The following is a 13,855-nucleotide window of genomic DNA, read 5'->3' as shown; positions in this document are numbered from 1 at the left end:
CCGCCGACACCCGGCGGCAGCGCGTCAGGGAGCCTGATCGACGATCCCCACGTCGGCGAGGCGCTCCAGGAGTTCCGCACCATCGGGACCGGTGACCCAGGGCACACGTGCGGCCGAGTGGTCGTTCACCGCCGTGCGGCCTCCTGCGAGAACGGCCTCGGCGGCCGACAGCTGGCGGATGGCGACCGCGGTGACGTGGTCGGGGAAGTCGCTCGTGAACGCGGTGTACAGGTCGTCGTCGTGCTGCCCGTCGTCGCCGATCAGCATCCACTTCACCTGGGGGAACTCGCGCACCAATCGACGGAGGTTCTCACTCTTGTGCGCCTTTCCGCTCCGGAACCACCGATCGTGAGTGGGGCCCCAATCGGTCAGGAGCAAGGCTCCGGGCGGGAAGAGATGGCGCCGCAGAAAGCGGACGAGCGTCGGCGCGACGTTCCAGGCGCCGGTGGAGAGATAGACCACGGGGGCACCGGGATGATCGCGCACGAGTCTCTCCAGGAGCACGGCCATGCCGGGGACGGGCTGCCGCGCGTGCTCGTCGAGCACGAACGAGTTCCATGCCGCCACGAGCGGCCGCGGCAGGGCAGTGACCATCACCGTGTCGTCCACGTCGCAGACGATCCCGAAGGACGTGTCCGAGCCCACGACGAAGACCCGAGTCTCGACCGGGTCGCTGCCCTCGACCGACATCGTGAGCGGTTGCCATCCCGGAGCCTGCTTCGCCGGAAGCACCGTGTCGATGACACCGCCGCGATCGGCCACCACCTCGTGAGAGACCCCGTCGATCGTGACGGTCACCTGGGCGAAGCCGACGGGCACCGACGCGAAGCTGCGCCACCCCCGAACGCTCGCGAACTCGCCGCCACGACGCGACCGCAGCGGCGGAACGATGAGCACGCGTCCGAGAACGCGCACCCAGTCCTCGCCGCCGTAGCCCGGAAAGGCCGCGACCGTCGGCTTCTGACCGCGGGCGCGGGCGCGCCGCTCGCGCCACGCGTGGAAGCGGTACTCCCACCGGGCAAGCCACAGCACCTTCGGGCGAGAGGGGGGAGCGCCAGACATCGTCTCAGTCTTTCATGCCCGCTCGTCGGCGTTGCGGTTCTCCTCGTCGTCGAGGCGCAGATGACGCGACTCCCGGGCGACGATCACCCGCTTGGCCACGTACACGAGGATGAGGAACAGCGCGATGACAGCGACGAAGATGTAGCCCGCGAAGTGGATGCGGTCGGCCAGCTCGCGGTAAGTGCCCGCGGCTGCGGCGGCGACCGAGACGTACAAGATCGACCACAGGGTGCACGCCGGCGCGGTCCACGCCAGGAAGCGACGATACGAGAAGCCGCTCATGCCGACGGTGAGGGGCACGAGCGAATGCAGCACGGGAAGGAAGCGCGACAAGAAGATGGCGGGGCCGCCGCGCCGTCGCAGATACAGCTCCGCACGGGTCCAGTTGTCCTCGCCGACCTTGGCGCCCAGGCGCGAGAAGCGTATGCGAGGTCCCAGCCAGCGGCCCAGCCAGAAGCCGATGCTCTCGCCGGCCAGAGCGCCCACGATGACGACGAGGATGAGGGCGCCGGCCTCCCACGGCGATGCCACCGCGGTGCCTGCCACGATGACGACGGTGTCTCCGGGAACGATCAGACCGATGAGGACACTCGTTTCGAGCATGATGGCGACGCCGGCCAGCAATGTCCTCACCACCGGGTCGACACTCTGCACGGCGTCGAGCAGCCAGGTGAGGAACTCGTTCACCGCTCCAGCCTACGTCGGAGGTGAGGCGGCGACTGAGCCTTTGCCGCACGGCTCGACGATCTAGCCTGGTACTGTGCCGTCACCTCTCGTCAGCCGCCCCTTCGGGGAGTGGATCGAGCCCGTCGAGCTCTACCTCGGCGGCCCGGCCCAGGACGATCTCGGGTTCTGGTTGGATGCGGGGCAGGACGCCGGCACGGGCTGGAGCTACCTCGGCATCGGCGATTCCGCCGCCGGGGCGCCCCGCGATCTCGCCATCGGCGGGCAGTCGGCGGTGGCCGGAGCGCCCCCGTTCCAGGGCGGCTGGGTCGGCTGGCTCGACTACGACGACGCGGCGGCTCGCGCGGGGGCCCCGTCCCACCGCGGTTCCGCGGCCCCCGGCGGCGCGGGCGTGCACGTGCGCCGACTCGTCGCCGCCGACCACGCGACGCGACGGCTGTGGCTCTGCGCTCCGACCGACGAGCTCGATGCCTTCGAGCTGACGGTTCGATCGTGGCGACGCGCCCTGCCTGCGCTCCGCGCGCCAGAACCCGTCCCTGCCATCGCGCGGCACACCGCCGCTGCCTACGCCCGTCTGATCGGCCGCTGCCGGGAGGCGATCAGGGAGGGCGACGCCTACCAGCTCTGCCTCACCACCCGTTTCACCGTCGAGGCGGTGGTGGACCCCGTGACGGCGTACCTCCGGCTCCGCGCCGCGACCCCCTCCCATCACGGCGGCATCATCCGGGTGGGCCCCCGCTCCCTGGTGAGCGCGAGTCCCGAGCGGTTCCTCGAGATCTCGGCGGGAACCGTCCGCACACATCCGATCAAAGGCACGCGGCCCCGGGGCGCGACGGGGGAGGAGGATCGGCAGCTGATCGATGAGCTGCGCGCGAGCGCGAAGGAACGTGCCGAGAACGTGATGATCGTCGACCTCATGCGCAATGACCTGCAGCGTGTGTGCGTGCCCGGTTCGGTCGTCGTGGACCGCCTCCTAGACGTCGAGTCGTACGCCGCCGTGCATCAGCTGGTGAGCGCGATCTCGGGGACCCTCACCGCCGGCGCCCGGATCGGCGAGGTCCTGGACGCCACCTTCCCCGCCGGCAGCATGACCGGGGCGCCGAAGCTCTCCGCGATGTCGATCCTGCATGCCCTGGAGGGCGCGGAGCGAGGCGTCTTCGCCGGGTGCTTCGGATGGATCGGACAGGACGGCGCGGCCGACCTTGCGATGGTCATCCGGTCCATCGTCTTCGAGCGCGAGGGCGTCTACGTGGGAGCAGGCGGGGGGATCACGTGGCACTCCGATGCGAGCGCCGAGGTGGCGGAGGTCGGTGTGAAGGCGCGAGGCCCGCTGGCCGCACTCGGCGCAACGCTCCCACCCGGCTGGGACTGAGCCGGGTCCGCTAATCTGGAAGGACGCCTTCGCGCGTTCCCGAACTTCCATGATTGGTGCTCTGTGTCTGCGACGTCCCCTTCGGCCTCTCCGTCAGTTCCTGCCTCCGGGACCGGGTCTGCTCACGACACCGGGGTGACCGAGAACGGCGGCTTCGACCCGGCAGGGATCCAGGAGAAGTGGCAGCAGCGGTGGCGCGCCGCTGACCCGTTCCGCGCCGGCGGCGAGGACGACACGCGTCCCCGTAAGTACGTGCTCGGCATGTTCCCGTATCCGTCGGGGGACATGCACATGGGCCATGCGGAGAACTACGCCTACGTCGACTCCGTCGCGCGCTTCTGGCGCCATCGCGGGTACAACGTCCTGAACCCGATCGGCTGGGACTCGTTCGGTCTTCCGGCGGAGAACGCCGCCATTCAGCGCGGCGCGGATCCCCGCGAGTGGACCTACGCCAACATCGCGCAGCAGAAGGCGAGCCTGCAGCACTTCGGCACGTCGTACGACTGGAGCCGCGTCCTGCACACGAGCGACGCCGACTACTACCGCTGGAACCAGTGGCTGTTCCAGAAGCTCTATGAGCGTGGACTGGCGTATCGCAAGGAGAGCCCGGTCAACTGGTGTCCTCACGACCAGACCGTGCTCGCCAACGAGCAGGTCGTCGATGGCCGGTGTGAGCGCTGCGGCCACGAGGTCGTGAAGAAGAAGCTCACCCAGTGGTACTTCAAGATCACCGAGTACGCCGATCGCCTGCTCGACGACCTGAACCAGTTGGAGGGCTTCTGGCCCTCGAAGGTCATCCGGATGCAGCGCAACTGGATCGGTCGCTCCGTGGGTGCCGACATCGACTTCGAGATCGAGGGGCATCCCGAGAAGGTGACCGTCTTCTCGACGCGGCCCGACACGCTGCACGGCGCGACGTTCTTCGTCGTGGCTCCCGACAGCGATCTGGCGGCGGAGCTGGCGGCGGGCTCGAGCGCAGAGGTGCGGATGCGCTTCCAGGACTACCTGGACCAGGTGGGCAAGGCCAGCGAGATCGAACGCCAGGCGACCGACCGCCCCAAGACCGGGGTGTTCCTGGATCGCTATGCGATCAATCCCATCAACGGCGAGAGGCTGCCGATCTGGGCGGCCGACTATGTGCTGGCCGACTACGGGCGCGGTGCGGTCATGGCGGTACCCGCGCACGATCAGCGCGACCTCGACTTCGCCCGCGCCTTCGGTCTTCCGGTGAAGGTCGTCGTCGACACGACAGCACCCGTCACCGGGGCGATCACGGTGATCGACCTCGACGAGGACGGGAACCCCATCGATCCGGGAAGCGACCTGTCGGAGATCGACCCCGCTGTCACGGGGACGGCGCTCACGGGGGAGGGGCGCATGATCAACTCCGGCGCGCTGAACGGCCTGAGCAAGCGCCACGCGATCGCGCGTGCGATCGACGAGCTGGAACGGCTCGGTACCGGTCGCGCCGCGAAGTCGTACCGACTGCGGGACTGGCTCATCTCGCGTCAGCGCTTCTGGGGCACGCCGATTCCGATGATCCACACGTCCGACGGACGTATCGTTCCGGTTCCCGAGGACCAGCTTCCGCTCACCCTTCCGGACGCGCACGGCCTCGATCTCGCACCGAAGGGCACCTCGCCCCTCGGTGGCGCGACCGAGTGGATGCAGACGACCGACCCCGAGACCGGTGAGCCCGCCCTCCGCGACCCCGACACGATGGACACCTTCGTCGACAGCTCGTGGTACTTCTTGCGGTTCCTCTCGCCCGGCGACCCGCGCGAGGCGTTCTCACCGAAGGAGGCCGCCCGCTGGGCGCCGGTGGACTCGTACATCGGCGGAGTCGAGCACGCCATCCTGCACCTCCTCTACGCGCGATTCATCACCAAGGTGCTGTTCGACATGGGGCTCATCGACTTCACCGAGCCGTTCAGCTCACTCATCAACCAGGGCATGGTCCTGCTCGACGGCTCCAAGATGTCCAAGAGCAAGGGCAACCTGGTGGAGTTCGCGGCGAGCATGGTCGACCCGGGGGCCGATGCGGTGCGCGTCGCAATCGCCTTCGCAGGCCCGGTCGAGGACGACATCAACTGGGAGGACGTCTCGACGACGGGAGCCCAGAAGTTCCTCGCCCGGGCATGGCGCGTCGCGAAGGACGTCAGCAGTGCGCCGGATGTCGTGTGGGCCGAGGGCGACGTGGCGTTGCGCCGTGTGACGCACCGGCTCCTCGCCGATGCCCCGGGCCTGGTCGAGCAGACGAAGTTCAACGTCGTGGTCGCCCGCCTGATGGAGCTCGTCAACGCCACGCGCAAGACGATCGACTCCGGTGCCGGCCCCGCCGACCCCGCGGTTCGTGAGGCTGCAGAGGCCACCGCGATGATCCTCGACCTCTTCGCCCCGCACACCGCGGAGGAGATGTGGGAGATCCTCGGCTACGAGCCGTTCGTGGGACTCGTGCCGTGGCGTGCGGCCGATCCGACGCTGCTCGTCGAGGAATCGGTCACCGCGGTCGTGCAGATCGATGGCAAGGTCCGCGGCACTCTCACTGTTCCCGCACGCATTTCGGCCGATGAGCTCGAAGCCCTCGCGCGCGCCGACGAAAAGGTGCAGCGCTCTCTCGGCGGTCGAGAGATCGTCCGCGCTGTCGTTCGTGCCCCCAAGGTCGTCAGCTTCACCACCGGCTGAGCGCTGCGGTGCCGTCCACTGCGGCGGCGTCGACCATCGACGACTCCCCAGGAGACCGAGCTCGCTCGGGCCCCCCGGTGGGCCGCATGAGTGCGTCGGGCCCCGCCCGCGGCCTGCCAGCCTGTCGGGATGGACGGGACGAAGGCCGGGGGAGCGCGCCGGCTCGGCGTCGGCGCTGCGATCGTGCTCGTCATCGTCGCCCTCGCGGTGACCGTCGTCATCGGGATGGTGCGGACCGCCGGGTCCCCGGTCGAGGATCTTTCGTCCCTCGCGCCCACACCGGGAGCGACGCCGGCCTCTGACGCCCCGCTGTATGTCCAGGTCGACGGTGCGGTGGCGGAGCCCGGCCTGTACCGACTGGATCCCGGATCCCGTGTGGTCGACGCCGTCGGTGCGGCGGGCGGCTTCACCCGCGACGCCGACCGGCAGGGCGTCAATCTCGCCCGGGAGCTGATCGACGGCGAACAGCTCCTCGTCCCGCGCGAAGGGGAGAGTCCGCCACCCTCGACCTCCGTCGGTCCCACCCTCGTGAACCTCAACACCGCCGACGCGACCGCGCTGGAGGCGCTGCCCCGGATCGGGCCCGCGCTGGCGGCGCGGATCATCGCCTGGAGGGAGGAGAACGGTCGATTCAGCAGCGTGGATGATCTCCTGGCCGTCCCGGGCATTGGCGAACGTCTCCTGGCCGGCCTCCGGGACCTGGTGACGGTGTGAACGACACGCTCGCACCGCGAGATCTTCGCCTGCTGCCGATCGCCGCGGCCGCATGGGCAACAGCGGGTGCCGCTGTGGCTGCTCCGCAGGTCTCGGCCGTGATCGGCGCGGTGGCGGTGGGGTCAGCCCTCGCCGCCCTCGCCGTCGCCATCCACCGCAGGGGTCGCCCGGTCTCCGCCGTGGTCGCGCTCTGTGCCGTCGCCTTCGCCGCGGCGACCGCCGTCGCCGCTCAGGTGGCGGCCGCAGCGCCAGACCGGGCAGCCGCCGCGCAACTCCCCGTCGACGGCGGCAGAGCGGTCACCATCGAGGCGGTCGTGGTCGGCAAGATCGAGCCCCGGGCACGAGGATGGGCGTTCGACGCCATCACCCACTCCGTCCGCATCGGCGACGACGCGCACGTCCTCACGGTGCCCGTCGTCGTGCGCGTCTCCGCTCACCCAGAGGACCTGCAGATCGGCGCCACCGTCGCTATGGCGGGCGCTGCGGAACGCGCCGAGGCGGCTCGGCGCGAGGTCCTCATCGTCACGGCGCACGATGAGGTGCAGATCACCCGGCCCGCGGCGGGGCTCTTCGACACCGCTGCCTCGCTGCGAAGGGGTCTCTTGCGCGTGGTCGCCGGGTTGCCGGATCCCGGCGCGCAGCTCATTCCCGGCCTCGCCGTCGGGGATACGTCGCTGGTCACCGCGGAGCTCGACGACGCGATGAAGACGTCCTCGCTGTCCCACCTCACCGCTGTCTCAGGCGCCAATTGCGCTCTCGTCGCCGCCGCGGCCTTCGGTATGGGCGCCCTGATGCGGCTCCCGCGCGGCGGCAGGATCGCCCTCTCGGCGGCGGCCCTCGGCGGGTTCGTCCTCCTGGTGACGCCCGAGCCCAGTGTCGTCCGCGCTGCCGCCATGGCGGGGGTCGCGATGATCGCGGTGCTCGTCGGACGGCGGGCCATGGGAGTCTCCGTCCTCGGCGCCGCCGTCATCGTGTGCCTGATCGCCGACCCGTGGTTGGCCGTCTCGCTCGGGTTCGCGCTCTCCGCGGCGGCGACCGCAGCGCTGCTTCTGCTGGCGCCCGCGCTCGCGCGTGGCCTGACGCGCTGGATGCCCGAGCCCCTCGCGCTCGCCCTGGCGGTCCCCGCCGCAGCGCAGCTGGCCTGCGGGCCGCTGCTCATTCTCGTCACCCCCGCCATTCCCCTCTACGGCGTCGCCGCGAACCTTCTCGCAGGCCCCGCGGCGCCGGCAGCCACGGTGCTCGGCCTCCTCGCCTGCCTGTGCGCGGGGATGCCCGTGATCGGGCACGGTCTTGCGGCCCTGGCGTGGGTACCTGCCGCGTGGATCGCCGCGACGGCGTCGACGATCGCGGGCCTTCCCCAGGCGACGGTGGCGTGGTGGGAAGGGCTCCCAGGACTCGCGGCACTCACCCTCTGCGGTGGCGCGCTCGTCATCGCGGTGACCATCCGCCGGGGCCCCGTGCGGTCCACGGCGGTGCTCTTCCTCGCGGCGGTCGCTGGGGTTGTCCTCGCGGTGGGCCCGATCCTGACCGTCGTCGAACGGTGGCGAACCCCAGCTTCGTGGGCGGTCGCCGCGTGCGACGTCGGGCAGGGCGACGCGCTCCTGCTCCGAGACGCGGGACGCATCGCCTTGGTCGACACCGGGCCCGATCCCGACGCCCTCACCCGGTGCCTCGATCGCTTCGGCGTCGGTCGCGTGGATGTGCTCGTGCTCTCGCATTTCGACGCGGATCACCGCGGAGGTCTGCCCGGCCTGCACGGCCGCGTCGACCTCCTCCTCCACGGCCCGGTTCCCGACGCCGACGCGGCACGCGCACTGGCAGCGGTCGCGAGTGAGGGAGCGCGGCTGCAGCAAGCGGTCGCGGGAGACTCGGGCCCGCTGGGCGACGCCGTCTGGGAAGTGCTGTGGCCACGCGCCGGCGCCGCCGGCTACGAAGGGAACGATGCGAGTGTGGTGATCGACATCCGGGGTGGGCGGATGCCCTCGACCATCCTGCTCGGCGATCTCTCCGCCACGCCCCAGCAGGCGCTGTCGGCCCGCGTCCGGCCGCCCTACGACGTCGTCAAGGTCGCCCACCATGGAAGCGCCGATCAGGCACCCCCGCTCTACGAGCGGATCCGAGCGGGCGTCGCGATCTTCAGCGTCGGCGAGAACACGTACGGCCACCCGCGACAGGAGACGCTCGATCTCATGACGGATCTCGGCGCGCGCGTCCTGCGCACGGACCGTTCCGCGGCCCTCGCGCTGTGGCGCGACGGAAGCGATATCCAGCTCTGGGGCGAACGGGGTGTCGATGGCGCTCGGTAGGCTGAAGGAATGGCGACCACCTCCCGCAAACCCGCAGGGCGCGCCGCCACGGCCATCCCGCAGATCTCCTGGCGCGCACCCCAGCCGGCTCCGATCGTCCTCGTCTCCGGGCCCGAAGAGGTCTGCGCCGAGCGCGCGATCGCGGGAGTCCGCGACTTCCTGCGGGCCGAGGACGACAGCCTCGAAGTGTCCGACGTCCGCGCCGACGACTACACCGCGGGGACGCTGCTCACCACGACGTCGCCGTCGCTGTTCGGCGAGCCTCGGCTCGTGCGCGTGGCGGGGGTCGAGAAGTGTTCCGATGCCTTTCTCACCGAAGCGTTGGCATACCTCGAGTCACCGCAGGAGGGCGCGACCGTCGTGCTGCGGCACACCGGCGCCTCGGTGCGCGGCAAGAAGCTCCTCGACGCGATCCGCGCCGGTCGGGGCGGGGGAGTGGAGATCGCCTGCCCCGCGGTCAAGCGAGATTCCGACCGCTTCGATTTCGCCGCTGGCGAGTTCCAGACGGCGCGTAAGCGCATCGCCCCTGCGGCGCTGCGCGCCCTCGTCAGCGCGTTCGCCGACGACCTGACCGAACTCGCCGCCGCATGTCAGCAGCTGATCGCCGATGTCCCCGGTGACATCGCCGTCGAGACAGTCGAGCGATACTACGGAGGCCGTGTGGAAACCACGGCCTTCACCGTGGCCGATACCGCGATCGCTGGCCGGTACGGCGACGCTCTCATCGCCCTGCGCCACGCACTCGCCAGCGGAGCCGACCCGGTTCCCCTCGTTGCGGCGATCGCCTCGAAGCTGCGCACGATGGCGCGCGTGGCAGGCTCCCGAGAGCCCGCTGGGGCCTTGGCGTCGCGTCTCGGGATGAAGGACTGGCAGGTCGACCGCGCGCGTCGCGATCTGTCCGGCTGGAACGAGAGGTCCCTCGGGATGGCGATTCAAGCTGCTGCGCGGGCCGATGCCGAGGTGAAAGGCGCCTCCCGGGATCCGGTGTTCGCTGTCGAACGGCTCGTCACCGTGATCGCCACGCGGGCGCCCTTCGGCGATTGACCGCGCTCCCGTCTCAGACACGGCACGGCGCACGGAAAAGGCCCGCCACTCGTCGAGGGCGGGCCTTTTGCAGGAGATGGCTCAGAGCGCGGCGACCTGCTTGGCGATGGCCGACTTGCGGTTCGCTGCCTGGTTCTCGTGGATGACGCCCTTGCTCACGGCCTTGTCGAGCTTCTTGGACGCCTTGGCGAGTGCCTGCTCGGCAGCGGCCTTGTCGCCGGCTGCCACGGCCTCGCGGGTGCGGCGCACCTCGGTGCGGAGCTCGCTCTTGACGGCCTTGTTGCGCTCGCGGGCCTTCTCGTTGGTCTTGTTGCGCTTGATCTGCGACTTGATGTTCGCCACGTTCGACGGTTCTTTCGTTCGGAGTTTTCGATGGATGTGTCACGCGACAGAAGAGGGCTGTCTCGCGACGGTCGTGTGAGGGAGAAGCCCACACGCAAGCCAAAAGCCGAGTCTACCAGGTTTCACTCCCGCGCCCGTGACGACCGACATCATCCGCGGCAGGTGCGGGAACACCCGTGCACCCGGCATGATCGTGACATCGGGCGCATGCGCGCCGCTCCAACGAAGGAGAACCCGTGACAGACGATCCTCCCGGCTCGCGTCGTCCTCGCCGCCTCGCCCCGCTCCGCTGGTCGGTCGCCACCGCTGCCTTTCAGATCGAGGGAGCGCGACATGCGGATGGTCGAGGACGCAGCATCTGGGACGACTTCGTCGAGATGCCCGGCGCCGTCCTGGACGGCTCGACGGCAGAACCCGGCCCGGACAGTTGGCACCGCTGGCGGGAGGACATCGCCTTGGCTGTCGAGCTCGGCGTCGACCGCTACCGCTTCTCGCTCTCGTGGGTGCGTGTGCGACCCGAACACGGACGGCCCGCGAACAGAGCTGCCCTGGACCGTTACTCCCGCATGGTCGACGCGCTCCTGGACGCCGGAGTGGCCCCGTTCGTCACGCTCTACCACTGGGATCTTCCCTCCGTGCTGGAGGAGCACGGCGGCTGGCTCGACCGGCGCACGCCCTTCGCGTTCGCCGAGTACGTGCAGACGGTCGTCGATGCGCTCGGAGACCGCGTCGCCGACTGGTACACGATCAACGAGCCGGTGTCGACGACCCTGCAGGGCTATGCGATCGGCGAACTGGCCCCCGCCCGGACCCTTCTGTTCGGCGCCCTCCCCACCGCTCACCACCAGCTGCTGGCCCATGGCCTGGCGCAACAGGTGATCCGCTCCGCCGGTTCCGGGCGTGTCGGGATCGTCAACAACCACACCGCCGTGCGCCCCGCGTCGGCACGGGACGAAGATCTCGCCGCCGCCGAGGTCTACGACCTCCTCCACAATCGCCTGTTCGCCGATCCCGTCCTGCGAGGCGAGTATCCCGATCTCTCGATGCTCGGCGTTCCCGACCTGCCCGTCGAGGACGGAGACCTCGCCCTGATCTCGCGCCCGTCCGACTTCTACGGCGTCAACTACTACAACCCCACCCGTGTCGGCGCCGCTGCGCCCGACAGTCCCATTCCGTTCGAGATCCTCCCGATCGAGGGCGCGCCCACGACCGGCTTCGGCTGGCCGATCGACCCCCAGGGGCTCCGCGCCGTCCTCGGCCAACTCGCGGACCGCTACGGCGACGCGCTGCCACCGATCGTGATCGGCGAGAACGGGGCGTCCTTCCCCGAGCCCGACCACTCATCGCACACGATCCACGACGCCGAGCGCATCGACTATCTCGCGCGACACCTCGATGCGGTCGAAGCGGCAAGGAACGACGGACTCGACATCGCTGAGTTCACGGTCTGGTCTCTCCTGGACAACTTCGAATGGGCGGACGGGTTCACTCAGCGCTTCGGTCTCGTTCATGTCGACCACAACACCTCGCTCCGAACCCCGAAAGCGTCCTACTCCTGGTTCCGAGACCGCATCGCCGCCAGCCGCGCGCAGCACGAGGCAGGAGCGGGCGCATGAACGCGCGGCGGGTGGGCGCTACCTGGTTCGCGCTCTTCACCGCGGCGTGGTTGGCCCTGTGGACGGTGCAGCTCACGCCGCTGCAGCTGCTGATCCCGTTGCAGCTCGACACGCCCGACGATGCCGGCGGCTGGATCTCCGGCGTCGTCTCCTCGGGGATGGTCCTGGCCATCGGGGGCTTGGCGGGCGTGGTCGCGGGACCGGTCGCCGGCGGCCTCTCCGACCGGACGCGGGGCCGCCGCGGGCGACGACGCCCCTGGGCGGTGGCGGGAAGCCTCGTCTCGTCGGCCTCTCTCGTCGTCCTCGCCTCCGCCGAGGACGCGTGGAGCGTGGGGGCGGCCTGGGTCGGTGTCTCGGTCGGTGTCGCCGTCGCCTCCGCCGCCTTCACCGCGCTCATCGCCGATCAGCTCGACACCCAGCGGGGAGTAGCCTCGGCGGCCGTCTCCTCGGCGCAAGCCCTCGGGATCGTGGTCGGAGTCGGCGTCATCGTCGTCGGCGGCCTCAGCGTCTGGAGCGGGTATCTCGTGCTCGCGGTGACCCTGCTCGTAGTCGGCACCGGTGCCGCGCTTCTCCTTCCCGACCCGCCCGCGCAGGAGGCGACGCGGGCGGCCCGCGGCGTCCGCTCGCTCCGGGACCGGACCGCGGCCCTCCGCGATCGCGACTTCGCGTGGATCCTCGGGGGCCGCCTCGTCGTGAACATCGGCAACGCGCTCGGCACGGGGCTGCTGCTGTTCTTCCTCCTCTACGGGCTCGATCGCGGCCCCACTCACGCCGAGGACGATCTCCTCCTGCTCATCGTCGTCTACACCCTCTTCGTCGTGGTCGCCTCGGTCGTCAGCGGCCGCCTCTCCGACCGCTTCGGACGACGGATCGGCATCACGGTGGCCGCAGCGCTCGTCCAGGCCGCGGCTTCTCTCCTCCTCGCGGTGGTCCCGGCCTTCGAGACGGCGCTCGTCGCGGCGGCGCTCCTCGGCATCGGCTACGGCGCGTACATGTCCGTCGGGCTCGCCCTCGCGACCGAGGTTCTGCCGTTTCCCGACGACCACGCGCGTGACCTCGGCTTCGTCAACGTCGCAGCCAGCCTGGGACAACTCGTGGGGCCGCTCGTGGGCGCCGGGCTCGTGGCAGCGGTGGGAGGGTTCTGGCTCCTCTTCCTCGTCGGCGCCGTCCTATCGGCTGTCGGCGGCCTGATGACCCTCCGGGTGCGACACCGCGCCGCTCGCTGAGGGCGACCGTGCCGCCGTCGCCGTCGCGACGTCGAGAAGGGCGTTGAAGACCCCGGGACGCATCGCCGTGACCAGGTGGCTGGTGCGAGGGACGACGATCAGCTCGGCATCCGGCACGAGCGAGACGAACAGTCGCTCGCTCACCCGCAACTGGTCGTACTGTCCGTTGATGAACCACGTGGGCACGTGGATGCGGCGCAGGGCTGCGAGCAGGTCGAGCACCGACAGGCTCTTCAGCGCGACGTCCTGTGCGTCGTAGGCGTATCCGCCGGCGCCGAAGTCGGGACGTGTCTCCTCGGGGAGCGTGCGATCGAGCACCCAGTCGGCGATGCGCTGGCCCCGTCCCGGGAGGCGGTCGAATCCGCGCGCGAGGGCACGGTAGGTCGCCAATCCGACCCCCCGCGGTATCGCGGTGCACGAGGCGGCGATGAACGCGGAGACGGGCGGCGCCGGCTCCGTGCCCATGAATGCAATGGAGAGGAGACCCCCCATCGAATGCCCGACGAGGACGACGGGGCCACGATCCGCCGCATCGCTGACCGCGTCGCCGATCGTCCGCATTGCTCCTTCGAGGGTGAACAGCTCGTTCATCCGTGTGCCGTGTCCGGGAAGGTCCACCGCGACCGCGGCGACCCCGCGATGGCGCAGGTGCGCGATCTGCGCCCGCCACATGGTCGCCGACGTGCGAATCCCGTGCACGAGGACCACCTGCACCGCGCCCCTGCCCCCGTCCGGGGGAGGAGCCGGAGACGCCGCATCAGCCAGGGGGGCCATGGGTTCAGCCTAGATCGCGCCAACGACGAA

The 13,855-nt window shown here is 70.4% G+C and carries 11 protein-coding genes; 7 read left to right on the top strand and 4 right to left on the bottom strand.

From position 1 onward, the window contains the following. Positions 1–24: 24 nt before the first annotated feature. Both AVP41_RS02515 and AVP41_RS02510 read right to left on the bottom strand, forming a co-directional pair. Positions 25–1,062: an App1 family protein gene (locus AVP41_RS02515; protein WP_067160298.1), complete on the bottom strand. Its 1,038-nt coding sequence runs from the start codon at positions 1,060–1,062 to the stop codon at positions 25–27. A gap of 12 nt (positions 1,063–1,074) precedes the next feature. Continuing rightward, positions 1,075–1,749, bottom strand: a complete 675-nt coding sequence (locus tag AVP41_RS02510; protein ID WP_067160296.1) for a DedA family protein — start codon at positions 1,747–1,749, stop codon at positions 1,075–1,077. Positions 1,750–1,822: 73 nt separating this feature from the next. Between AVP41_RS02510 and AVP41_RS02505 the strand changes: the two genes are divergently transcribed. The 5 genes from AVP41_RS02505 (at position 1,823) to holA (ending at position 9,867) form a co-directional block, all read left to right on the top strand. Next, complete coding sequence (locus AVP41_RS02505) at positions 1,823–3,118, top strand: anthranilate synthase component I family protein (protein ID WP_067160293.1); 1,296 nt, start codon at positions 1,823–1,825, stop codon at positions 3,116–3,118. Between the two features lie 135 nt (positions 3,119–3,253). Then, the gene (leuS, locus tag AVP41_RS02500; protein WP_067160290.1) at positions 3,254–5,803 is read left to right on the top strand and encodes a leucine--tRNA ligase; all 2,550 of its coding nucleotides are present in this window, start codon (positions 3,254–3,256) and stop codon (positions 5,801–5,803) included. A gap of 129 nt (positions 5,804–5,932) precedes the next feature. Beyond that, positions 5,933–6,517 (top strand): helix-hairpin-helix domain-containing protein, encoded by a 585-nt coding sequence (locus AVP41_RS02495; RefSeq protein WP_067160287.1) that lies wholly within the window; start codon positions 5,933–5,935, stop codon positions 6,515–6,517. Beyond that, positions 6,514–8,823, top strand: a complete 2,310-nt coding sequence (locus AVP41_RS02490) for a ComEC/Rec2 family competence protein (protein WP_067160282.1) — start codon at positions 6,514–6,516, stop codon at positions 8,821–8,823. The genes AVP41_RS02495 and AVP41_RS02490 overlap by 4 nt, the downstream gene beginning before the upstream one ends. 9 nt (positions 8,824–8,832) lie before the next feature. Further along, on the top strand, positions 8,833–9,867 hold the full coding sequence (gene holA, locus AVP41_RS02485) for a DNA polymerase III subunit delta (protein ID WP_067160279.1): 1,035 nt from the start codon (positions 8,833–8,835) through the stop codon (positions 9,865–9,867). An 81-nt stretch (positions 9,868–9,948) separates the two neighbouring features. Here holA and rpsT read toward each other — a convergent pair whose 3' ends face one another. After that, positions 9,949–10,209 carry a 30S ribosomal protein S20 gene (gene rpsT / locus AVP41_RS02480; protein WP_067160275.1) on the bottom strand — a complete coding sequence of 87 codons (261 nt, stop codon included), beginning with the start codon at positions 10,207–10,209 and terminating at the stop codon, positions 9,949–9,951. A 236-nt stretch (positions 10,210–10,445) separates the two neighbouring features. On the opposite strand from rpsT, the gene AVP41_RS02475 reads away from it, so the two are divergent. Further along, positions 10,446–11,825 (top strand): GH1 family beta-glucosidase, encoded by a 1,380-nt coding sequence (locus tag AVP41_RS02475; protein ID WP_067160272.1) that lies wholly within the window; start codon positions 10,446–10,448, stop codon positions 11,823–11,825. Further along, positions 11,765–13,051 carry an MFS transporter gene (locus AVP41_RS02470; RefSeq protein ID WP_331709378.1) on the top strand — a complete coding sequence of 429 codons (1,287 nt, stop codon included), beginning with the start codon at positions 11,765–11,767 and terminating at the stop codon, positions 13,049–13,051. The genes AVP41_RS02475 and AVP41_RS02470 overlap by 61 nt, the downstream gene beginning before the upstream one ends. Here the strand turns inward: AVP41_RS02470 and AVP41_RS02465 are convergent. Next, complete coding sequence (locus AVP41_RS02465) at positions 12,995–13,825, bottom strand: alpha/beta fold hydrolase (protein WP_082828983.1); 831 nt, start codon at positions 13,823–13,825, stop codon at positions 12,995–12,997. The two genes, AVP41_RS02470 and AVP41_RS02465, sit on opposite strands and share 57 nt — an antisense overlap. Positions 13,826–13,855 lie beyond the last annotated feature (30 nt).

This window comes from Microbacterium sp. TNHR37B (assembly GCF_001620065.1).
In the GTDB taxonomy this organism is placed as follows: domain Bacteria; phylum Actinomycetota; class Actinomycetes; order Actinomycetales; family Microbacteriaceae; genus Microbacterium.
Note: the sequence above shows the minus strand (reverse complement) of the source record. Positions and strands in the feature narration are given on the sequence as shown.